Origin of the sequence: Nocardia sp. AB354, from assembly GCF_049538315.1 — a bacterium.
In the GTDB taxonomy this organism is placed as follows: domain Bacteria; phylum Actinomycetota; class Actinomycetes; order Mycobacteriales; family Mycobacteriaceae; genus Nocardia; species Nocardia nova.
Genome location: NZ_JBMVFU010000007.1, coordinates 105,780 through 127,856 on the forward strand (window position 1 = coordinate 105,780; position 22,077 = coordinate 127,856).

Sequence of the window (22,077 nt, forward strand, 5' to 3'; positions counted from 1 at the left end):
AAGCCGTGTTGCGCAGCATTTTACGTCCGATCGTGGGTCTGCTGTCGATCGCCGCGATCGCCGGGGTGGTCGCTCTGGCGGTGGTCATGTTCCGCGGCGGATTCGCCGACACCGTGCGGGTCACCGTCCTGTCACCGCGTGCGGGCCTGGTCATGTACCCCGACGCGAAGGTGAAGATGCGCGGAGTGGCCGTGGGCCGGGTGGCCGCGGTGGACGAGCGGCCCGACGGGCTCGCCGCGATCCAGCTGGCGATCGACGCCGATCAGGTGAAACGCATTCCGTCGAATGTGACCGTGGACATCGCCTCCACCACCGTGTTCGGCGCCAAATTCGTCGAATTCCTGCCGCCGGCGGAGAAATCCGCGTCCTCGATCCACGCCGGCCAGATCTTCGACTCCCGGCACGTGACGGTCGAGATCAACACCATCTTCGAACGATTGACCGCGGTGCTGGGGCAGATCGAACCGGAGAAGCTGAACGAGACGCTGGGCGCGATCGCCGGTGCGACCAACGGCCGCGGCGAACAGGTCGGGCAGATGCTGACCGATCTCGACTCGTTCCTGGCCAAGATCGAGCCCGCTCTGCCCTCGCTGAGTCACGAGATCGCGGCCGGACCGAATGTGGCCGCCTCCTACGGCGATGCCGCGCCGGACCTGCTGTCCACCGCGCGCAATGCCGCCACGATCAGCCGGACCGTGGTGGACGAACAAGCGAATCTGGATGCGCTGCTGGTCAATGCGATCGGCCTGGCCGATGTCGGCAACCAGGTGCTCGGCGACAACGGCGCGCCGCTGGCCTCGATGCTGCACCTGCTGGTACCCACCACCGATCTGGCCGCCGAATACGCACCGGCGCTGAAATGTTCGATCGAGGGCCTGGACTACATGGACAATGTGAAACCGGTGCAGGTTCCGGGCATGGGACTGACGGTCAATTTCCTGTGGGGCGCCGAACCGTACCGATATCCGCGCGATCTGCCCAAGGTCGCCGCATCCGGTGGCCCGCAGTGTTCGGTGCTGCCGGTGCCCTACAACGGCAAGCCCAAGTTCGTGGTGGTCGACGACGGCGCCGTCCCGTTCCCGAATACCAACCGGACCCTGCGCGTGAATCCGGATCTGCTGCAGAGCGTGCTGTTCGGGGCCGTCGATCCCGCCGCCGGAGGTCCGCGATGAGACAACGGGATACGCCGCTGCTGAAATTCGGCGCCTTCGCGGTGGTGATGGTGGTTCTCTCCGGATTCCTGGTCCTGGTCTTCGGTCAGTACCGCACCGGTTCGACCAACGGCTATTCGGCGGAATTCACCGACTCGTCGGGACTGCGCTCCGGAGACAGTGTGCGGGTGGCCGGCGTCGAGGTGGGCCGGGTGCAAGGGGTGACGCTGCGCCCGGATCAGCGGGTGGTGGTGACCTTCGACGCCGACCGCGACATCGTGCTCACCGGGGGCACCAAGGCCGCCATCCGCTATCTGAACCTCGTCGGCGACCGCTATCTCGAACTGACCGACGGTCCGGGATCCACCGCGACCCTGCGGCCCGGTGCGCGGATTCCGCTCGAACGCACCACGCCCGCACTGGATCTCGATCTTCTGCTCGGCGGCCTGAAACCGGTGCTGCAGGGACTGAACGCCCAGGAGGTCAATTCGCTCACCTGGTCGCTGGTGCAGATCGTGCAGGGGCAGGAGGGCACGGTGGATTCGCTGCTGACCAAGACCGCCTCCTTCTCCTCCCGGCTCGCCGACACCAGCGATGTGGTGGGCAAGCTGATCGACAACCTGAACCAGGTGATGGAGACTCTGGCGAGCAACGGCACCCAGTTCTCCGATGCCATCGGCCGCCTCGAGCAACTGGTGACCCAGCTGTCGCAGGACCGCGATCCGATCGGCTCCGCGATCGACGCACTGGACCGCGGAACCGCTTCCGTCGCAGATCTTCTCACGCAGAGCCGAGCTCCCCTGGCCGACAGCGTCGAACAGCTCGCGCGGCTGGCACCCGCCGTGGACGACGGCAAGGACAAGGTGGACCACGCATTGCAGCGGGCGCCGGAGAACTTCCGGAAGATGGTGCGGACCGGCTCCTACGGCAACTTCATCCAATACTTCGTGTGCGCGTTGACCATCCGAGTCAGCGATCCGTCCGGGCAGGTCGTCCAGCTGCCCTGGATCAAAACCGAGACGGGGAGGTGTGCACCGTAGATGCTGCATTATCGCGGCGCTCATCTGTTACGTCCCGGACTGGTCGGGATCGTGGTGATGGTCTGCGTCATCCTCATCGGCTTGCAGTCGCAGAAGTTCATGGCATGGGGCACCACCGTGCGCTATCAGGCGCTGTTCGGCGAGGCCGCCGGACTGGCGGTCGGCGACGACGTGATCGTCTCGGGCGTGCGGGTCGGCACCGTGCAGAAGGTGGTGCTGCACAACGGGGATGCGCTGGTGGTGTTCTCGGTGAACTCGACCATCCGGCTCGGCGCCGACAGTTCGGCGCACATCAAGACCAGTTCGCTGCTGGGGAAACGCGACCTCACGGTCGTTTCCGCGGGAACCGGCCGGATGCGCTCACTCGACACCATTCCGGCCTCGCGGACCTCCTCGCCGTATTCCCTGACCGATGCCGTCGGTGATCTGAGCACCAAGACCTCGGCGATCGACATCGATTCACTCAACCGCTCCCTCGACATGCTGTCCTCGACGCTGAATCAGATCGCACCGCAGGTGGGCCCGGCATTCGACGGGCTGACACAGCTGTCCAAGACGATCAACAGCCGCAACGAATCGCTACGGCAGTTGCTGACCGGCGCGGGCACGGTCACCTCGGTGCTCGCCCAGCGCAGCGAGCAGGTGAATACGCTGATTCTCAACGCGAATGCGCTGGTCGACGTGCTCGCGCAGCGTCGCCAGGAAATCGTCGACCTGCTCGCCAACACCTCGGCGGTGGCGAAGCAGTTGTCGGGCCTGGTCGCCGACAACGAGGCCGCGCTCGGGCCGACACTGGATCGGCTGAACTCGATCGCCGCGATGCTCGAGAAGAATCGCGACAATATCGGCAAGGCCATCCCGGGATACTCGAAAGTCGCTCTGACTCAGGGTGAAGCAGTCTCCGGCGGCCGCTTCTACAACGCCTACGTCGCCAATCTGATCGACGGCCAGGATATTCAGCCCTTCATCGACCGGGCGTTCGGCGTGAACCCGCCGGCCCAGTTCCCGCTACCGCATCCGGAGCCGCCGCGATGAGTACGAGATGGATGGTCCGGATCGTCGGTGCCGTGGTGATCGTCGCGGTCGTGGTGACCGGAGGCGTGATCGGTTATCGAGAACTGTTCGGGCCCAAGCACTTCACCGCGATATTCACCACCACGACCGCGATCTATCCCGGCGACGACGTGCGCGTCGCGGGGGTGAAGGTGGGGCATATCGAATCGATCCGTCCGCAGGGCACGACGACCCGGATGGTGCTCGCCGTCGACCGCGACATTCGGGTGCCCGCCGGCGCTGAGGCGGTGATCGTGGCACAGAGCCTGGTCGCGGCCCGCTACGTCCAGTTGACTCCCGCCTATCGAACCAGCGGCCCCACGCTCGCCGACGGTGCGGTGATCCCGGTCGAGCGCACCGCGGTGCCGGTGGAATGGGACGAGATCAAGACGCAATTGACCAAGCTGGCAACGGGTTTGGGCCCGGGCGGCGACGCCGCGGGAAGTTCGATGGGCCGGTTCGTCGACAGCACCGCCGCCGCACTGAGCGACGGGAACGGGGAGAAGCTGCGGCAGATGCTGGCCCAGTTGTCCGCGGTCGGGCGCATCCTGGCCGACGGCAGCGGCAATATCGTCGACATCCTGCAGAATCTGCAGACGTTCGTGGACGCGCTGAAGGGCAGCAGTACCCAGATCGTCGAGTTCGAGAATCGGCTGGCGACACTGTCCAGCGTCGTCGACGACAGCAAGTCCGATCTGGACGCGGCCCTGCGCGAACTGTCGGTCGCGGTCGGTGAGGTCCAGCGGTTCGTCTCCGAGAACCGCGCGAAGGCCGGCGAACAGGTGCAGCGGCTGGCGAATGTCACCCAGAATCTGGTGGATCATCGCGCGGATCTGGAGAATCTGCTGCATATCGCGCCGAACAGCATCGCGAACTTTTATCACATCTACAACCCCGACACCGGCACGGAGGCAGGGGTTTTCGAGCTCAACAACTTCTCCAATCCGATGCAGTTCATCTGCGCCGGGGTGGCGAGTATCGAGAACGCGACGGCCGCAGAATCGGGGGAGAAGTGCCGCCAGTATCTGGGGCCGATTCTGCCCCTGCTCAGTTTCAACTATCTGCCGTTCCCGGTGAGCCCGGTGACCGGGCCGGCGCCGGACCCGAACAACGTGATCTACAGCGAACCCGACCTGGTGCCGAAGATCGTCGGACAGCAGCCCGGCCCGTCGGCGCCGACATCGGTCACCGAACTGCTCCAGCCCTGGGGGAGGCCACCGTCATGATCGCGCGGTTGCTCGTCCTGTGCGCGTGCGCACTGGTCACCGTCACCGGATGTGGCTGGCACGGCGTGGATTCGCTGCCGCTGCCCGGCGCCCCCGGTCGCGGTGCGGACGCCGCGATCTATCACGTCGAGATGGCGAATGTCGGGACGCTGGTGTCGAATTCGCCCGTGATGATCGACGACGTGGTGGTCGGCAGCGTCGGGTCGATCACCGTGCACGGCTGGCACGCCGTCGTGGACGTCTCGGTGAAGCCGGATGTGGTCGTGCCCGCGAATGTGGCGGCGACGATCGGCCAGACCAGTCTGCTCGGCTCGACTCATCTGGCGTTGAATCCGCCGGCCGGACAGGCGCCGAGCGGGCGCCTGCAGCCCGGGGCGACGGTACCGCTGAACCGGACCTCGACCTATCCGTCGACCGAACAGACCCTCGCGTCGCTGTCGGTGGTGCTCAACGGCGGCGGGATGGGGCAGATCAACGACATCATCCACAATCTCGATGCCGCGTTCTCCGGTCGTGAGGGCGCCATCCACGATCTGATCCCGCGCCTGGACGCGTTCATGACCGTGCTGGATCAGCAGCGCGACAATCTGCTCGCCACCGTGACCGGGCTGAACCGGATGGCGGAAACCTTCGCCCAGCAACGGGATACGGTCAGCGATACCTTGCGCGAGGTCGGCCCCGCACTCGAGGTGCTGCTCACCGAGCGGCCGAAGATCACCACCGCACTCGACAAGCTGCGCACCTTCAGCGACACCGCGACCGGGGTGATCTCGCAGGTGCAGTCGGATCTGCTCACGAATCTGCACAACCTCGAACCGACCCTGCGGGAATTGGCCGACGTCGGGTCGAAGATCGACGGCGCGGTCTCCTTCCTCACCGTGTTCCCGTACGGGCAATACGGCATCGACCACGGTATCCGCGGCGACTACGTCAATCTGTTCGCCACCATCGACCTCACCGTGCCGCGGTTGCGGCGCGAACTACTGCTCGGCACCCCGCTGGGTGACCCGAACGCCGTGCTGCAGGCGATGGTCGGCGACCCCGGCTACGGCACCCAGACCAACGACCCGCTGGGTGCGCCGGTGAACCCGCCCGACCCGAACGGAGGCGGCCGATGATCCTCACCCGATTCGTCCGAGCGCAGCTGGTGATCTTCTCGATCCTGGCCGTGATCGGCATGGTGTCGATGGCCGTGCAGTACATGCGGCTGCCGACCCTCGCCGGTATCGGCACCATGAAGGTGACGCTGGAACTTCCGACCTCCGGCGGGCTGTATCGATTCGGCAATGTCACCTATCGCGGCGTTCAGATCGGCAAGGTCACCTCCGTCGATCTGACCGACGACGGGGTGAAGGCGACCCTGTCCATCGACGGCGGGCACAAGATCCCCGCGGATCTGCGGGCGCAGGTGCGCAGCGTGTCGGCGGTGGGCGAGCAGTACGTCGATCTGCAACCGCGCACCGACGCACCGCCGTATCTGCACGACGGATCCGTGATCGACGTGCGCGACAGCACCGTTCCGCAACCGGTGGGGCCGATGCTCGACGAACTCGACACTCTGGTCGGCAGCATTCCCAAGGACAGGCTGCACGACATGCTCGACGAGGTGTTCACCGGCGTGAACGGCGCCCGATACGACCTGCAGTCGCTGCTGAACTCCGCGTCGACCGTGGCCGCCGATGCGAACCGGACCGGTGACACCACCCGCGACCTGCTGGCGAAGGCCGAGCCGCTGATGGACTCGCAGGACCGCTCGGCCGACGCGATCCGGATCTGGGCGCGCAGCCTGGCCGGAGTGTCGGGACAGATCGCCACCGACGACGAGCAGGTCCGGACGCTGCTGAACACCGGGCCGGGTGCGGCGCAGGAGGCGACGAAACTTCTGGATTCGGTGAAGCTCACACTGCCCGTGCTCCTGTCGAATCTGACCTCGGTCGCGCAGCTGGGCGTGACCTATCACGCCGGGCTGGAACAGGTGCTGGTGTTGCTGCCGCCCGAGGTCTCGATCGTGCAGGCGGTACAACCCACGAAGAACGCACAGGGCTTGGGACCCGGAGACTTTCGGATCAGCGGGGTCTCGGATCCGCCGGCCTGTACGGTCGGCTTCCTGCCGCCGTCGGCATGGCGGCCGCCGTCGGACACCACCACCATCGACACCCCCGACGGCTTGTACTGCAAGCTGCCACAGGATTCGCCCGTCGCGGTCCGCGGCGCGCGCAATTTCCCGTGTGCCGGGAAACCGGGAAAGCGAGCGCCGACAGCGGAGATCTGCAACAGCGACCAGCAGTACGAACCGGTGGCGCCGGACCAGCCGGTGGTGGGACCGTATCCGCGCGATCCGAATCTGGAAGCACAAGGCATCCCGCCGGATTCGCGGTGGAACGCGCCGCCACCCGCACCGGCCGCACCGGGAGTTCCCCTGCCGCAGTTGCCGCAGATCGAGCTGCCCAGGATTCCCGGGTTGAACGCGCCCGCGGCATCGCGCTCGACCACCGCACCGTCGGTGGGCTTCGCCCACTACGACCCGCGCACCGGGAACTACCTGGCGCCGGACGGAAGGATGTATCGGCAGGACGATCTGGCCGGTACCCGCCCGGCGAGCTGGAAAGACATGGTGGCGCACTGAATTCGACGCCTACCTCGCTCGCGGTGCGGACTCACACCGGATCGAAGGACGAGATCAACCACTTGCCGTCGATGTGCGAGAGCGAGACCTTGACACTGCTCGAGGTCATCGACGGATCGGGCTTGTCGGAGGTGGTGGTGGTCTGATTGATGAACACCAGCACCACGGCCGAATCCGGACGGATCTGCTCGATCGCCGAACGCACCACGGCAGCTGAGGTCTTCACCGCCTTCTGCTTGGCCGCCGGCGCGACCACCTGCTGGGTGAACTGCCCGTAATAGGTGAGGAAGTCTCCGGTCAGGAAGGACCTCGCGGCGGTGAGATCGTGGTCGAGGGTATCGGGAGCATAGGAGAGAATCGCGACCGAGCCGTTCGAGGCGGCGGCGATCGCCGCGCGCTGAGCGTCGTCGTCGGTCTGCTGATCGGGGCGGTACTGCGTGAAGTACAGGCTGGTCGCCGCCACCACGGAGGCCGCGGCGAGTCCGCCGAGCAGCCCGGCCCCCACCCCGGCGCGATGGCCGCGCACCCAGGTCAGCGCCGCACGCGGGCGCGGGAGCTTCCGCGCGTCCTTCTCGGAAGGCGCAGGCGCTCCGGTCGTTTCGGTGTTCGCGCCGGTCTCGCGCTCGTCGATGTGCTCGGGCCGGGAATCGGAGGATGTGCTCACGGGACGAACTCCACTTTCGACATCTTGAGTTGGCCGTCGACGCGTTCCACGGTGACGCTCAACCGCCAGGCGCGCGGTTCCTGTTTCGCGCCGGCCGAATTGGTGACCTCGGAGGTCGCCGCGACCAGGACCACCGCCGAGTCGTCGGTCATCGACTGCACCGCGGCCGCGTCGACCCTGCCCTGGGTGGCGACCTTGGACTGCTGGATCACCTTGGCGAAATCGTCTGCGCGCGACTGGAAATCGTTGCGGAAGGCACCCGTGGAATCGTCGAGCACGCGCTTCACGTCATCGGCGGCATGATTGAAATCCAGTGAGGTCAGCGTGGTCACGCCCTGCCGCGCCGCCGCCACGAACTCCGCCTCACGATGCTGCTTCGCGGTCACATCGTGATGCCGCCACATCATGTATCCGCTGCTGCCCAGTCCGGCGCACAGGACGATCGCCGCGACCGCCGCACCGGCCGTGCGCCGCCGGATATGCCGAACGGCCCCCAGCCGTGGTCTCTTGTGGCGTCTGCTTTCCTCGGGCTCCGAGCCGGGATCGTTCGTTGCGGCGGGCTCGAGATCCGACTCGGGCTCGAGATCGGTAGCCGCGTCGGCATGGTCATCGTCGAGGGTCCGCTCGGCGGCTGTCGCGGGCTGCCGGGCTCGCCTGTCTTCCGAGCCATTGTCTTGCGGGCCAGGTGCGGGGTCGTCGCTGTCCGGCGTGTCGTTCGCGTTCGGGTGTGTGCTCGCCGGTGCGGCGGATCCGGCGCGACGGCGCAGCGTGGCCGCGCGAGCTCGGGCGCGGGCAGCGGCTGCCACCGCCTCGGCGGCTTCGGCCTCGGCCTCGGCTTCGGCGGCGGCCAGCAGCAGATCGCGATCGGAGATATCACCGGTATCCGGCGGCGAGTGGTGTGTTCCGGACGTCACTGCGCGCTCCGTTCGTCGGGCCGGTGGCTGGCAGACCTGCGAGAACAATACTTCCACACATTGAGAACCTTACTCTACCTGCGACGCGCAGCGAACGCCCTAGATATAGCGGGATCTGCATGTAACCTGCGGGATTGTCATTCCCAGTTTTAGAGAATATCCTTCTCTCACGGTGGGAGGGAGGCGCCATGACCCAAGGTCCGCAGCCGCCTGCCCGTGTGCCTGTCCGCGGCCGAGCCGCATTCCGGAGATTTCCGCAAGGGGTGAACCAGTGACCATCAGCGCGGCCAGTGACGTCCACTACGACCCGTACGACGTCGAACTCAACGCCGATCCCTATCCCATGTTCAAGCGCCTGCGCGACGAGCTGCCGCTCTACTACAACGCCGAGCACGACTTCTACGCGCTGAGCCGATTCGAGGACGTCAACGCCGGCCTGATCGACAAGGACACCTTCATCTCCGGCCGCGGCGCGATCCTGGAGCTCATCAAGGCGAATATCGAAATACCGTCCGGCGTATTGCTTTTCGAGGATCCGCCGGTGCATACGATCCACCGCAAACTGCTCTCCCGGATGTTCACGCCGCGCAAGATCAAGGCGCTGGAATCGAAGGTGCGGGACTTCTGTGCCGAAAGTCTCGATCCGCTGGTCGGTACCGGCCGCCTGGACTTCATCGCCGATATCGGCGCCCGGATGCCGATGCGGACCATCGGCATGCTGCTCGGCATCCCGGAAGAGGATCAGGAGGCCATCCGCGATTTCGCCAACGAGCAGATGCGCACGGAGGAGGGCAAGCCGATGAAGGCCGCCTCCGAGGGCATGGTGTCCGGCGACATCTTCGGCCCCTATATCGACTGGCGCGCCGAACATCCCTCCGACGACATCATGACCGAACTGCTCAACGTCGAATTCGTCGACGAGACAGGAACCGAGCGCCGTCTCACCCGCGACGAACTGCTCATGTACGTGAATGTGGTGTCCGGCGCCGGGAACGAGACCACCACCCGCCTGATCGGCTGGGCCGGAAAGGTTCTCGCCGATCATCCCGACCAGCGCCGGCTGCTGGTCGAGAATCCGGCGCTCGTCCCGCAGGCGATCGAGGAACTGCTGCGCTTCGAATCGCCAGCTCCGCACACCTGCCGCTACGTCACCCGCGAGGTCGAGTACTACGGGCAGAAAGTGCCCGAGGGGTCGGTGCTGATGTTCCTGATCGGCGCGGCGAACCGCGACCACCGCCACTTCGCCCCGGACGGAGACGTTTTCGACATCCGGCGCGCACCGCAACCGCATCTGGCGTTCAGCGTCGGCACCCACTTCTGCCTGGGTTCGGCGCTGGCGCGGCTGGAGGGTCGCATCGCACTCGAGGAGATCCTGAAGAGGTTCCCGGAGTGGGAGGTCGATATGTCGCAGGCGCGGCTGTCGCCGACCTCGACCGTGCGCGGCTGGGAAAGTCTGCCCGCCCGCACCTGAACCGGTTGTCGCGCAGGCGGATCGCGAAGGCCCGGCCGGCGCCTCGGGACCGCGCCGGAGGCGAGTTCGTCTCCTGGATGCAATGATCGGACTCGCACCCGTTTCTGATCGAGGTCGAGGAGACAGCAGATGAGCTTTCCGCAGCGGTACGGGCCGTGGGCGTTGGTGGTCGGTGCCGCGCTGGGATTGGGGGCCGAATTCTGCCGTCAGCTCGCCGAACGCGGCCTGAACCTCGTCATGGTCGCGCTGGAGAAGGACGAACTCGACACGCTGGCAACGGATCTGGCCGACCGCTACGGAATCCGCACCCACGCGGTCACCGGCGACATCACCGCGCCGGAGGTGCTGGAATCGGTGGCGCTGCTGGTCGACGACGTCGAACTCGGCCTGGTCGTCTACAACGCCGGGCTCTCGGTCTGTGGCATGTGGCTGGACACACCGCTGGAACGGCATCTGAAGACGATCGACATCAACGTGACCGCGATGATGACCGTCCTGCACCGATTCGTGCCGCCGATGATCGGACGGGGCCGCGGCGGGGTGATCCTGCTCAGCTCCATGTCCGGCCTGCTCGGCACCCCCATGTACGCCTCGTACGCGGGCACCAAGGCGTTGACGCTGAATCTGGCCGAATCACTGTGGGACGAATGGCGTCCGCACGGTGTCGACGTCGTCGCGGTCGTTCCCGGCCCCACCGACACCCCCGGCTACCGCGCCGACCAACCGCGCACTGTCCGCAATTCCCCGAAGGTGATGCCGGTCGCCCCGGTGGTCGCCGCGGGCCTGGCCGCACTCGGCAGACAACCCTCGGTGATTCCCGGCCGGGCCAACCGCTTCAACGGCACACTGCTGTCCCGAATTCTGCCGCGCAGGACAGCCGTCGCCCTCATGGGAAAGAACATGCGAGAGATGTACGCCGGGAAATAGACGGTGGCGACGGCTCGGGTGTCCGAACGACGTGGAGCCGAGCCGAATTCGCGTGCGGGTTCAGGAGGTGAAGCGCGCGTCGACCCAGGCGAGGGCGTCGGGAAGTGATGCCTGCAGGATGCCGCGGTGGTCGACGCCGGGGTAGGTCCGATAGGCGACCTGCTGATCGGCCAGGCGCAAGCGGGCGACCATCGCATCCGTCGCGCGCGGGGGCACCGTCGTGTCGGCGCTGCCCTGCAACACCAGCAGCGGTACGTCGACGCGCTGGGTGCTGGGGTCGTTGTCGGTCAGTACGCGGAGCAGGGGTGTGGCGTCGCCGAGCGGGCTGAACGCCGCATCGGCGGGCAGGCCGCCCCAGCTGTCCGGTGCGCGCAAGGAGCCGAGGCATCCGGTGTCGGCCTCGGGCAGCAGGCTCAGTGCGCGCGGGGTCAGGAAGCGGGACGGATCGATGTTCTCGGCGGTCTGCGCGCCGCGAATCAGCAACGGCAGGAACGCATTCGAGTTGCCGAGCGTGCCGGCCAGGACTTCGCCCGCCCCGACGGTGCTCACCACCCGCTGCGCTCCGATGCCGAATTCCACCTGCGATGCCGGGGCGAGTGCCACCACACCGCGCAGATCGAGTCCGGGAGCCCAGGCGCGGGCCTGCGCATCGGTGAAGACGGCCGCCTGGCCGCCCTGTGAGTGGCCGATCGCCGCCCACCGCGTGCCGATCGATGCGTCGAGTTCGCGGGCGGCCAGGGCCATATCGGCCACGGCGCGCGCCTCGGTGGTGCCGATCAGGTATCCGTGCGGGCCCGGGGTGCCGAGCCCTTGATAATCGGTCTGTGCCACCGCGTATCCGGCCGCGAGCCAGCGCTGCTGTACGTCGCGCACCTGCGCGGTGTAGTCGTGGTCGGGGTAGTCGGGACCGGTGTCGCGCGAGGGTGCGCAGATATCGGCCACCCCGGTGGTGCCGTGCGCCCACGAGATGAGCGGCCAACCGTCCGGTGGTGGTGTGCCGCCGGGCACCGCCAGGGTTCCCGAGACGGCGACCGGATGGCCCTGTAGATCCACCGAGCGATAGAGAACGAGCAGATTCCGCGCCCCGGGCAGGCCCGGATCACCGGTGATACTGCGGGCCCGGATCACCGAGCCGTGCGGTCCGGCGATCGCCTCGGCGGGTGCGTCGTAGAACGCCTGCCCCTCCGGTACGGCCGTCGCGCCGGTGGGGTCCGCCGACGCGCCGACGGTCGCGGCCGCGATCGAGGCCAATGCCGCGACGACCACCAGCGGACCGTGTCGTGCCCGGCGATTGCGGGCGATCTTGGTCGGTGTGGAATCGCAAGACATGGGTCCAACATATCCGTGCCGTGTGACGGCCGACCACCGCGCCGGAATCATTGTGGCTCAACTTGTCTGCATATCGATACCTGCGCGCAACTCGCCGGTTCGGCGGTCGTGGCGGGAAGCGCGACGCTGTGCGCTGAAAAATTGCTGAGTTGACGGTACTCGATGCCTGCGACGGCGTGATCCCATCAGCCTGTGCGCCCGCGAATCCGCCGTTCATTCGGAACGAACGATGCTGCCTCCCGCTCTCCCCGGTAATCTCGGCGCGGATACCGCTCGCCGAGACGAAGTGGAGCCACTATGACGGAATCAGCTGACGCGCATACCGCCGACGAACCCGACCGGCCCATCGTGGTCGGCGTCGACGGCTCGGAGATCTCCTATCAGGCGGTGGCCTGGGCCGCGGTCGATGCCGTCATGCACGGGCGGCGTCTGGACATCGTCACCTCGGCCACGCTGCCGACCGGTTTCGGCTCGGAAGTATGGACCGGTGGCGCCGATTGGGTGCGCGAGGACGGCGAGCGCATCGTCGCCGAGGCGCGCCGGATCGCCGGATTGGTCGAGGGGCCGCTGGAGACCAATGCCGAGCTGGTGTTCGATCCGATCATCCCGACCCTGATCAAACGGTCGGAACGGGCCTACCGCGTGGTCGTCGGCAGTCGCGGGCGCGGCGCCGTCCGGCGGGCGCTGCTCGGTTCGGTGAGTTCGGCGGTGGTGCAGCGGGCACACTGCCCGGTCGCGGTGATTCCTGGAAATTCCGCGACCGACATGGTGACCGCGGCGAAGCCGGTGGTGGTCGGCGTCGACGGCACCGAGAACAGTGAACCCGCGATCGGCGTCGCCTTCGACGAGGCGTCGCGGCGGAAGGTGCCGCTGATCGCCGTGCATACGTGGAGCGATATCAGCCTGCCCGAGGTCGCGGTGGCCGGCTGGGACACAGTGCGCGAATCGGAGCGCGCCGCTCTCTCGGAGAGTCTGGCCGGATGGCGGGAACAGTATCCGGATGTCGATGTGCGGCCGGTGGTCTGGGCCGATCGGCCGGCTCGGGCGCTGCTCGCCGAATCCGAACATTCCCAGCTGGTGGTGGTCGGCAGCCACGGCCGCGGCGGATTCACCGGAATGCTGCTCGGTTCGACCGGCCATGCCCTGTTGCAGTCGTCCGAATGCCCGGTGATCGTGGTGCGACGACGGTGAGGCGCACGCCGGGCGGCCGACCGGCCGCCCGGCGTCATCCGCCGATCACACCGCCGAGAACTCCAACTCCGGCTCGTTCGCCGGCACCATGCTCACCGGCAGCGCCGCGAGCCCGCGAATCAGCAGACTCCTACGCCAGATCGGTTCCCCGTACTCGGGGTCGAGGGACAGCTCCGGAATCCGGTCGAGCAGCCGGTTGATCGCGATGGTGGCCTCCGTCCGGGCCAGTGCGGCGCCGAGACAGAAGTGGATGCCGTGCCCGAATGCGATATGCCGATTGTCCGCACGATCGACGTCGACCCGATCCGGGTGGGTGAAGCGGTCCGGATCGCGGTCGGCGGCCGCGAGCGAGATCAGGATGAATTCGCCGGCGCCTATCTCCCGGTCGCCCAGCACGATCGGCCGGGTGGTGTAGCGCGCGGTGGCCAGGTGCACCGGCCCCTGGCTGCGCAGAATTTCCTCGACGTAGGCCGGAACGGTTTCCGGCTCGGCCCGCAGCCGCTCGGCGATGCGCGGATTCCGCAGCATCTCGTAGACCGCATTGCCGATCAGATTGACCGTGGTTTCGTGCCCGGCCGCCAGCAGGAGCAACAACATCGAGATCAGCTCGCTCTGGTCCAGCTGGTCACCGTCCTCCTTGGCGATGATCAGTTCCGAGAGCAGATCGTCTCCGGGGCTGTCGGTGCGTGCGGCGATCAGCTTCGTCATATAGCTGAAGAAGCTGATGCCCGCGGTGGTGCGCTCCTCGATCGGCGCGGAATCGTTGACGACCACCGCTGTCCACGCGCGGAAGTCGTGCTTGTCGTCGTCCGGTACTCCCAGCAGTTCGCAGATCACCGCGACAGGTAGGGGAAAGGCATAGGCGTCCAGCAGGTCGGCCCGATCGCGGGTGCCGATCTCCGCGAGCAGTTCGTCCGCGATGGTGGTGATGCGGGGACCCAGCTCCCGGACGGCGCGGCCGGTGAAGGCCTTCGTCACGAGTTTGCGCAGGCGGGTGTGCTGCGGCGGATCCGCGAACAGCATGTTGTCGTTGATCGCGCCGTTGAACCGGTCGACCGCGCCGTTCCGCGCGAGCACGGCCTGTCCCTCCGGTGACCCGATCTTCTTGCTGATGCCGGGCTCGAGGAAGGCCTGCTTGGCGACCTCGTGATCGACCACCAACCAGCCCACCACCCCGTCCAGCCGGATGCGATGGATCGGACCGCGGGCCCGGAGCTCCCGGTAGACCGCGTGCGGGTCCTGGTAGAAGTCGTCGGTCAGTTCGAGGATCGCGTCCGCGGCCTGCACCGAATCCGAATATGTCACGTGCCAAAGTCCTTTCGATGTTCGATCGAAATCCGACGTACAGCCGATGCGGCTCCGCGGGCAGGCCGGAGACATGACGAGTCGACACGGCGTAACGGCGCGGCAAACCCAGGGCGACGACGCAGCTGTGGACAGCGTTCGGCCGGGCAGGCATCGGTGAGGGTCGAGCACTAGCACTCGGTCTGTTGACCAGAAAAGCTCATGGAGAGAACAACTTTGGCCTCCGCGACGAGGAAGCGGCCGGCCGTCCGAGCTGTTCGCCATGATCATCGCACACCGTCCGCGCGCCCGGGATCACCGGTCTCGCGCAGCGTTGTGAGCCCGATTCCCGGGTGTGACGGGTCTCCGGCGAGGTTTCGGAAAAAAATTTCCTAGCGAAACGAAGGGTCTCGAAGAGCTGTCGAGCCCGTCGGGCGATGTGGTGCGTGCACAATTCCGTACCCGGTTCCGCGTGAGGTGAAACTTCCGGCCGGAAGTGAAACGTGTTGTCGAGCAAGGTAACTCGCCGGGCGGTGGGCGGTTCGCGCCGCGGACCCTGGTCCGGTTCGGCGTAACCGATTCCAGCCGGAAGTTGCCGAAAAGTAGCTATAAACGAGCGGGAAGACGGCTTCCGGTTTTAGAGGAGGTGCTTGCTTGAAAAGTGGACGCTTGATATGTTGCCTCGGTCACTAACCGGTACCGGCCGTGACTGATAACTCTCAGGCGTGATTCCGGCGACTGAGAGGCGATTGAACACGCTCACAAAGGAGATTCATCGATGGGTTCGATGGGCGACTTGCTTACCGCGTTGATTCCGGCCCTGGGCTCCGCAGTTGCGGGAGACGGACTGTGGGAGACCTTCCTCGGCTCGCTCGGAAGCATCGTCAAGTAATTCGGCGTAACCGCTCGTATTCATCGAGTTGCGCGCGGTGACTCGATGCACGGATATTTAGGAGAAGGAAATGGGATCGCTCATCGACATTCTGGGAATGGGCTCACAGAGCGCCGGTTCCGTCGGAACCACCATCGTGAATGCGCTCATCACCCTCAGCGGTGGTACCCCGGCCGCCGGAAAATAGTCCAGTTGTCGATTGTGGGGGCTCACTCGAACCGGGTGCGCCCCCACAGTGGTGTGTAGAGGTGGTAGTGGTGTCGAGCGGTACGAGGAGCGGCGTGGGGCGCGCGATCGCCTGTCTGGTGGCATATCTCGGCGCGGCCGCCCTGCTGTGGACGTCGGTCGCACCGACCGTCTCGGCCGCGCCGGCGGCGCATGTCGTCAGCGAAACCACAGGTCCTGGAGGTGTACTCCAGATCAGCGTCCACTCACCGTCGATGGATCGCGACATCCCGCTGCAAGTGCTGCGTGCGAAGGACGCCGGTACCCCGGCGCCCACGCTGTATCTGCTCAACGGCGCCGGCGGTGGCGAGGACGCCGCGACCTGGCTGGCGCAGACCGATGCCGCGGACTTCTTCGCCGACAAGAACGTCAACGTGGTGATTCCGATGGAGGGCGCGTTCAGTTACTACACCGACTGGCAGCGCGACGACCCCGGCCTGGCGAAGAAGTTGAAGAACAACGGCCGGAACATGTGGGCCACCTTCCTCACCGAAGAGCTTCCGCCCGTGATCGATTCGGCCTTCGGCACCACCGGCGCCAATGCGCTGGCCGGCATCTCGATGGCCGGTACCTCGGTGCTGGATCTGGCGATCGAGGCGCCCGCGCTCTATCGGAGCGTCTCCGCGTACAGCGGTTGTGCGATGACCAGCGATCCGATCGGCCAGTCGTTCGTCAGCCTGGTGATCAGCCTGGGCAAGGGCGATGCGACGAATATGTGGGGACCGGTCGGGGGTGAGGGCTGGAAGGCGCACGACCCCTATCTGCACGCCGACCGGCTGCCGCGAATTCCGATGTACATCTCCAGTGCCAGCGGACTTCCCGGCCGCCACGACAGTCTCGCCGACCCGAGCGTGCGGGCCGACACCGGGGTTTTGGCGAATCAGGTTCTCCTCGGCGGCGGTATCGAATCGGCGGCCAACTACTGCACGGCCAAACTCGCCGAGCGCACCCGGGAACTCGGACACACGGGCATCACCTACAACTTCCACCCGGCGGGAACCCACTCGTGGGGCTATTGGCAGGACGACCTGCACAAATCGTGGCCGATGATGGCCGCGGCCATCGGCGCGAACTGAGCCGCTCCGCGCCGCCGCGCGGCCATCACCCCTGTGTCGTGAGCCGTTCACTCAGTTCGCGGAACGAGCGCAGCAGCAGTTCCGCGTACCGTGCCGGATCCGGGAGCATGCCGGTATCGGAGCTGACCGCGATCACCACCTGATCGCCCTGGGAGGTGATCAGATGCCGCAGGCCGTCGCCGTCCATGATCGGGAGGACGCCGAAGGCGCTGATCACCGGTGCGCCGAGAAATTCCAGCCGGTCCGCGACCGGCGGCACATTGCTGATGGTGGTGTTGGACAGCGGCACTGTGTCGACGTTGTCGAAAACCCGCTGCGCGCGAGCCCATCCGGCCAGTCGCAACAGCCAGGCGGGTGAGGTCTGCATCCGGCTCTCGCGCACGATCACCGCCGGGTCGGCCCAGCGCCGCTTCTCCTCCTGGGCCGATTGCCGGATCGCGCGCAGCCGTTCCAGCGGATCGGTGAGATCGGTGTGCAGGTCCACCGACATCTGACACAGCTGATTCGCCGAATTCCACCGGGCGAGCCCGCGCATCGAGATCGGCACCATCGCGCTCAAGGACGCGGACGGGGTTTCGGCCTGCTCGGTGAGATAGGCCGAGAGCGCGCCCGAGACGACGGCCAACAGCAGGTCGTTGACCGTAATGCGCTCGGCGGAGGCCGCTTTCGCCGCCCTGACCTGTGCGAGCGGCAGGGTGACGAGATCGAAGGCGGGTGTCGCGCCGATGCGGCGATTGAAGCGGGTGGCGGGGCGCAGCGGAATCGGTTCGCGGAGCGCGTTTTCCGCGACCTCCGCCTGGACCGTGCGGGCCGCCGCCCGCGTGCGGGCCACGCCGGAGACGAAACGTGCGAACCGATACGGCGTGACGGCGGCGGCGCGCAGCAGCGCGGAGGGCTGCGACCAGCGGCGATCGATCGTGGGGAGCGGCGGATGAGTGTCCGCGGCGCCGAACAGTTTCCGCTCGAGTTCGCGGGTGGCCACACCGTCGCCGACGCTGTGATGGAACTTCAGCACCACGATCGTCACCGGCTTGTTGGTCTCGGGAAAGCCGTGTACGCGGTCGAAGAGGTGCAGTTCCCACGGCGGACGGCTGAGATCCATACGGGCCGCGGCGATCTCGGCCAAGCGACCGCGCACCTCGTCCCAGGGCCACGACGCGCGTTCCTCGATCGTCACGTGATGGTCGATGTCGAAGCCCGAGTCGGGGACCCAGTACGGCAGGTCGACATCGCCCGGTACGCGCTCGAGCCGGCGGTGGAACAGCGGTGCGTAGCCGAGCCGCTCCCGCATCCAGGCCCGCACCTGTGCCCGGCTCACCGCTCGGCCGTCCGATCCGGCCGGGTCCGTCGCGCCGGCGAACACATAGGCGGCGACGATATTCGACGGGTGCCGTTCGAACTCGTCGTAGACGAATACCGCATCGCGCGGACTCAGCTGTTCGGCGGTGACGTGCGGAGCGCTGCTCGTATCGCGGCTCGTTTTCGTCGTCATGAATTACTCCTGACCGGACATTGTGCGGGCGAAGGAGAATAGGTCCGCACAATTCTTTCTGTGGCGGATACTACCGTCGGCGTCGACGGATACGTCGGTGGCGGTCGGCATATCCGGCGCGGTGATGCGCGGACTTCGAACAATGGCCACAACCGCCGCCATGAATGGCGAGAACTTCGGCGAACCGGGACCGCTACCGCCCGGTGCAGATTCCGGCGGCGCCATCGAGCTGTTCACACCCTTCCGAACAGTAATAGGTATCGCGCATTATTTTGGTTCGGCAGTGTCATAGCCGATGCGTTATCCGCATGATTGCCGCGAGCGCGCCCGAGTTGGTTCGATAGCCAAGATCGCTCGTGAATTGCAAGTAGTGCCTCCCACTGCTGGGAGCGGCTTCCGGTTGTGCGCCGGGGCAAGTGCTGGCATCGTTTTCCCCGCGGGACAGCAGCGGGCGTGAGGGATGTGATGAGTTCTGAATCCAACCGGCCGCCCGGGCACGCGCCGCAACCGTTCGGGCCGCCGGTGGGCTCCGCCGATTGGTATTCGCCGCCCCGTTCGCCGCAGCCGCCTCCGCTGCGCGATTCGCGTCCCGCGGCCTCGCCGCCGCGGATCGTCCGGCGCCCGTCCGAGTCGCCGGAATGGGCAATCGATCCCGATGCCATCCAGCTCGCACTGGGCCCGGCCACGCGTCCGCCGCGCCGGCCCCGTGGCCGCAAATGGTGGATCGCCGCATCGGCGACCGTCGTCGTGCTCGCGCTGGCCGGTGGCGGAATCGCGCTGGCCGTCACGGCCACGCGAAAGGAACCGGGTACCGCCGCCGCGATCGTGACCTCGACGACCTCCGCTCCGGTCGGCTCCACCGCAACGTCCGCCCCCGCTCCCGGGCCGCAGACTCCGGCATGCCCGGCCGAGGCGCACGACGGCATCGTGGTGGGCAACGGCGCCGGCGGCGTCACCGACGGGCCGAATTCGATTCTGGGATTCGAATATTCGTACTACACCGAGCGCAGCGGCGCGCGCGCCCAGGCCTTCGTCGCGCCGGATACCGTCAACGTCGCTCCCGCCGTGGGGCTGCAGCAGGCGATCGACACCGTGATCCCGGTCGGGACCACGTACTGCGTCCACATCACCACGCGCGAGCCGGAGCTGTTCGATGTGGATATCGAGGAGTACCGGCCCGACGGCGGTCACACGACCTACCGGCAATCCGTGCGCACGGTCGTCCGCGACGGCCGCACCCTGCTCTACGAGATCCGCGGGCGGTAGCGCCGATCCGGCGGGGCTGTACCGATGCCGCGGGCGCCGGTACGCTGCGAGATGCCGCGCTGAGAGGATGTGCCATGGATACTCGCATTGTTTCTCGGCAGTGCACCCTATGTGAGGCGCACTGCGGAATCCGGGTCACCGTCGAGGACGACCGCGTCGTCCGGATCGAGGGAGATCCCGACGATGTGCTGTCCCAGGGATATATCTGTCCCAAGGCCACGGCGATGGGTGCACTGCACCACGACCCGGACCGGCTTCGCACACCGGTACGCCGAGTCGGCGATCGGTTCGAGCCGATCGGATGGGACGAGGCGTTCCGGGAGATCGGGCAGCGGCTGCGCGAGATCCGCTCCGAACACGGTCCGAGCGCGATCGGCATGTATCTGGGAAACCCTGCGGCACACAGTTCCTCGGTGCTGTACGGCGTGCTGCTGCGGGTGGCGCTGCTGACCCGCAACTTCTTCTCCGCCTCGTCGATCGATCAGTTCCCGCAGGAGTTCGCGGCCTGGCGGATGTTCGGATCCAATGTCCTCATGCCGGTCGCCGATATCGATCGCACCGACCGGCTGGTGATCCTGGGGGCCAATCCGGCCGTGTCGAACGGGTCGGTGACCACCATGCCGAACGCCAAACAGCGCATCAAGCGGGTGCGGGAGCGGGGCGGCACGGTCGTGGTGATCGATCCACGCCGCACCGAGACCGCGCGGCTGGCCGACCAGCACATCGCGGTCGTCCCCGGTGGTGACGTCTACCTGCTGCTGGCCGTGCTCCATGTGCTGATCGACGAGAAGCTGTGCGACGAGCGGGCGGTGCGGGCGCGCTGTTCGGGCTGGGACGAGCTGCGCGAGACCGTCGCGCAGTGCACTCCCGAACTCGCGGCCCCGCACGCCGGTGTCGACGCCGAGACCATCCGCGGTTTCGCCCACGACCATGCCGCGGCCCGCTCGGCCGTGCTCTACGCGCGGATCGGGGTGTGTCAGCAGGTGACCGGCACGCTCACGCACTGGCTGGTGAACACGATCAACGCGGTGACCGGCAATCTGGACCGGGCGGGCGGCCAGATGTTCGCGACCGCGCCGGTCGACGCCGCCCGGTACGCCAAATACCTGCCGATGGGTCACGGGGCGTGGACCGATCGCTCGGGTCGCTACAAGTCCTTCCGATCCGAACTGCCGGTGGCGGCGCTGGCCGACGAAATTCTCACCGAGGGCCGCGGGCAGATCCGGGCGATGGTCACCTACGCCGGCAATCCGGTGCTGTCGACGCCGCAGCGCGGGCGCCTCGACGCGGCGCTGGAATCGCTGGATTTCTTTGTGGCCGTGGACATGTACGTCACCGAGACCACTCGGCACGCCGACATCATCCTGCCGCCGGTGTCCCAGCTCGAGCGCGAGGACGTCAATCTGCTGTTCCCGGTCTTCAGTGTGCGCAACAACCTGCGCTACGACGCCAAGGTTTTCGAGCCGCCGGCCGACGGGCTCGAGGACTGGCAGATCATGGCCCGGCTGGTCACCGAGGTGGTGCCGCTGCCCGCGCGACGCCTCACGGGCAAGGCGCTCAACGCGGTATTCGAACGACTCTCGCCCCTGCGGTTAGCGGCCCTGGGCATCGCGGCCGGGCCGTACGGCGTGCTGCGCCGCGGACGTGCGGGCCTGACGATCACCAAGCTGCGCGCTTCCGTGGGCGGTGTGGATCTCGGACCGCTGCGCCCGCGCCTGCGCACGCTGATCGGCACTCGCGACCGCAAGGTCCGGCTGGCGCCGCAGGACTTCCGTGCCGAGGTGGCGAAGCTGCTCGCCGATCTGCCGGCCACGCCGCACACCACGGCCGACGGATACGATCTGCGCCTGATCGGCCGGCGCCACCTGCGCAGCAACAACTCCTGGTTGCACAACGTCCCGGCCATGGTGAAGGGCCGCGATCGCTGCACCGTGCTCATGCATCCCGTCGACGCCGGCGCGCGCGGGCTGACCGACGGCGAACCGGTCACGGTCTCCTCGCCGAGCGGTTCGATCGTGGTGACCCTCGAGGTCGGCGACGACATCCGCCCCGGCACGGTCGCGATCCCGCACGGCTGGGGCCACCGCGAACCCGGCGTGGGCTGGCGGGTCGCCGCCTCCCTCCCGGGCGCCAATGTCAACCTCCTCCACGACCCGGCGCTGGTCGACCCGCTGTCCGGCACGGCCGCGGTCAACAACACCTGGGTCACGGTGAGCGCCACCGCGTAGCCGGCGCGACAGCGCCTACGGC

General features: G+C 67.1%; 17 protein-coding genes. 12 read left to right on the top strand and 5 right to left on the bottom strand.

Annotated features, from left to right (window positions below):
* Positions 1–5: 5 nt before the first annotated feature.
* From ACPCUW_RS12565 to ACPCUW_RS12590, 6 genes are read left to right on the top strand one after another with little or no spacing between them, the layout of a single operon-like run.
* Complete coding sequence (locus ACPCUW_RS12565) at positions 6–1,172, top strand: MCE family protein (protein WP_245658620.1); 1,167 nt, start codon at positions 6–8, stop codon at positions 1,170–1,172.
* Positions 1,169–2,191 (top strand): MCE family protein, encoded by a 1,023-nt coding sequence (locus ACPCUW_RS12570; RefSeq protein ID WP_063012106.1) that lies wholly within the window; start codon positions 1,169–1,171, stop codon positions 2,189–2,191. Before ACPCUW_RS12565 ends, ACPCUW_RS12570 begins: the two co-directional genes overlap by 4 nt.
* The gene (locus tag ACPCUW_RS12575; RefSeq protein ID WP_423424923.1) at positions 2,192–3,226 is read left to right on the top strand and encodes an MCE family protein; all 1,035 of its coding nucleotides are present in this window, start codon (positions 2,192–2,194) and stop codon (positions 3,224–3,226) included.
* Positions 3,223–4,470, top strand: coding sequence for an MCE family protein (locus tag ACPCUW_RS12580; RefSeq protein WP_305780810.1), 1,248 nt, complete (start codon positions 3,223–3,225; stop codon positions 4,468–4,470). The genes ACPCUW_RS12575 and ACPCUW_RS12580 overlap by 4 nt, the downstream gene beginning before the upstream one ends.
* Positions 4,467–5,588 (top strand): MCE family protein, encoded by a 1,122-nt coding sequence (locus ACPCUW_RS12585; protein ID WP_063012100.1) that lies wholly within the window; start codon positions 4,467–4,469, stop codon positions 5,586–5,588. Before ACPCUW_RS12580 ends, ACPCUW_RS12585 begins: the two co-directional genes overlap by 4 nt.
* On the top strand, positions 5,588–7,096 hold the full coding sequence (locus ACPCUW_RS12590) for an MCE family protein (RefSeq protein ID WP_305780875.1): 1,509 nt from the start codon (positions 5,588–5,590) through the stop codon (positions 7,094–7,096). The genes ACPCUW_RS12585 and ACPCUW_RS12590 overlap by 1 nt, the downstream gene beginning before the upstream one ends.
* 31 nt (positions 7,097–7,127) lie before the next feature.
* Here ACPCUW_RS12590 and ACPCUW_RS12595 read toward each other — a convergent pair whose 3' ends face one another.
* A complete protein-coding gene (locus ACPCUW_RS12595) occupies positions 7,128–7,760 on the bottom strand; it encodes a twin-arginine translocation pathway signal (protein WP_423424925.1) in 633 nt (210 codons plus the stop codon).
* Positions 7,757–8,674 (bottom strand): hypothetical protein, encoded by a 918-nt coding sequence (locus tag ACPCUW_RS12600; protein WP_423424926.1) that lies wholly within the window; start codon positions 8,672–8,674, stop codon positions 7,757–7,759. The genes ACPCUW_RS12595 and ACPCUW_RS12600 overlap by 4 nt, the downstream gene beginning before the upstream one ends.
* 271 nt (positions 8,675–8,945) lie before the next feature.
* On the opposite strand from ACPCUW_RS12600, the gene ACPCUW_RS12605 reads away from it, so the two are divergent.
* Both ACPCUW_RS12605 and ACPCUW_RS12610 read left to right on the top strand, forming a co-directional pair.
* Positions 8,946–10,145, top strand: coding sequence for a cytochrome P450 (locus ACPCUW_RS12605; protein ID WP_063010246.1), 1,200 nt, complete (start codon positions 8,946–8,948; stop codon positions 10,143–10,145).
* Positions 10,146–10,274: 129 nt separating this feature from the next.
* Positions 10,275–11,072: an SDR family NAD(P)-dependent oxidoreductase gene (locus tag ACPCUW_RS12610; protein ID WP_064903004.1), complete on the top strand. Its 798-nt coding sequence runs from the start codon at positions 10,275–10,277 to the stop codon at positions 11,070–11,072.
* Positions 11,073–11,132: 60 nt separating this feature from the next.
* On the opposite strand, the gene ACPCUW_RS12615 is transcribed toward ACPCUW_RS12610, so the two are convergent.
* Positions 11,133–12,401 (bottom strand): lipase family protein, encoded by a 1,269-nt coding sequence (locus ACPCUW_RS12615; protein ID WP_423424928.1) that lies wholly within the window; start codon positions 12,399–12,401, stop codon positions 11,133–11,135.
* Positions 12,402–12,698: 297 nt separating this feature from the next.
* Here ACPCUW_RS12615 and ACPCUW_RS12620 point away from each other — a divergent pair, with 297 nt between their 5' ends.
* Positions 12,699–13,592: a universal stress protein gene (locus ACPCUW_RS12620; protein WP_063010252.1), complete on the top strand. Its 894-nt coding sequence runs from the start codon at positions 12,699–12,701 to the stop codon at positions 13,590–13,592.
* Positions 13,593–13,637: 45 nt separating this feature from the next.
* On the opposite strand, the gene ACPCUW_RS12625 is transcribed toward ACPCUW_RS12620, so the two are convergent.
* The gene (locus tag ACPCUW_RS12625) at positions 13,638–14,897 is read right to left on the bottom strand and encodes a cytochrome P450 family protein (RefSeq protein ID WP_423424930.1); all 1,260 of its coding nucleotides are present in this window, start codon (positions 14,895–14,897) and stop codon (positions 13,638–13,640) included.
* A 1,125-nt stretch (positions 14,898–16,022) separates the two neighbouring features.
* Between ACPCUW_RS12625 and ACPCUW_RS12630 the strand changes: the two genes are divergently transcribed.
* Positions 16,023–17,069: an alpha/beta hydrolase gene (locus ACPCUW_RS12630; protein ID WP_423425065.1), complete on the top strand. Its 1,047-nt coding sequence runs from the start codon at positions 16,023–16,025 to the stop codon at positions 17,067–17,069.
* A gap of 25 nt (positions 17,070–17,094) precedes the next feature.
* Here ACPCUW_RS12630 and ACPCUW_RS12635 read toward each other — a convergent pair whose 3' ends face one another.
* Positions 17,095–18,561 carry a wax ester/triacylglycerol synthase family O-acyltransferase gene (locus tag ACPCUW_RS12635; RefSeq protein ID WP_423424932.1) on the bottom strand — a complete coding sequence of 489 codons (1,467 nt, stop codon included), beginning with the start codon at positions 18,559–18,561 and terminating at the stop codon, positions 17,095–17,097.
* 465 nt (positions 18,562–19,026) lie between these two features.
* Here ACPCUW_RS12635 and ACPCUW_RS12640 point away from each other — a divergent pair, with 465 nt between their 5' ends.
* Both ACPCUW_RS12640 and ACPCUW_RS12645 read left to right on the top strand, forming a co-directional pair.
* A complete protein-coding gene (locus tag ACPCUW_RS12640; RefSeq protein WP_423424934.1) occupies positions 19,027–19,827 on the top strand; it encodes a hypothetical protein in 801 nt (266 codons plus the stop codon).
* Positions 19,828–19,901: 74 nt separating this feature from the next.
* Positions 19,902–22,055, top strand: coding sequence for a molybdopterin oxidoreductase family protein (locus ACPCUW_RS12645; RefSeq protein ID WP_305780818.1), 2,154 nt, complete (start codon positions 19,902–19,904; stop codon positions 22,053–22,055).
* Positions 22,056–22,077: the final 22 nt, after the last annotated feature.

Bases quoted from the DNA above. Each gene is read 5' to 3' on its own strand.
- ACPCUW_RS12570 (WP_063012106.1), top strand. From the start codon at position 1,169: ATGAGACAACGGGATACGCCGCTGCTGAAATTCGGCGCCTTCGCGGTG.
- ACPCUW_RS12575 (WP_423424923.1), top strand. From the start codon at position 2,192: ATGCTGCATTATCGCGGCGCTCATCTGTTACGTCCCGGACTGGTCGGG.
- ACPCUW_RS12580 (WP_305780810.1), top strand. From the start codon at position 3,223: ATGAGTACGAGATGGATGGTCCGGATCGTCGGTGCCGTGGTGATCGTC.
- ACPCUW_RS12585 (WP_063012100.1), top strand. From the start codon at position 4,467: ATGATCGCGCGGTTGCTCGTCCTGTGCGCGTGCGCACTGGTCACCGTC.
- ACPCUW_RS12610 (WP_064903004.1), top strand. From the start codon at position 10,275: ATGAGCTTTCCGCAGCGGTACGGGCCGTGGGCGTTGGTGGTCGGTGCC.
- ACPCUW_RS12615 (WP_423424928.1), bottom strand. From the start codon at position 12,401: ATGTCTTGCGATTCCACACCGACCAAGATCGCCCGCAATCGCCGGGCA.
- ACPCUW_RS12620 (WP_063010252.1), top strand. From the start codon at position 12,699: ATGACGGAATCAGCTGACGCGCATACCGCCGACGAACCCGACCGGCCC.
- ACPCUW_RS12635 (WP_423424932.1), bottom strand. From the start codon at position 18,561: ATGACGACGAAAACGAGCCGCGATACGAGCAGCGCTCCGCACGTCACC.
- ACPCUW_RS12640 (WP_423424934.1), top strand. From the start codon at position 19,027: ATGAGTTCTGAATCCAACCGGCCGCCCGGGCACGCGCCGCAACCGTTC.
- ACPCUW_RS12645 (WP_305780818.1), top strand. From the start codon at position 19,902: ATGGATACTCGCATTGTTTCTCGGCAGTGCACCCTATGTGAGGCGCAC.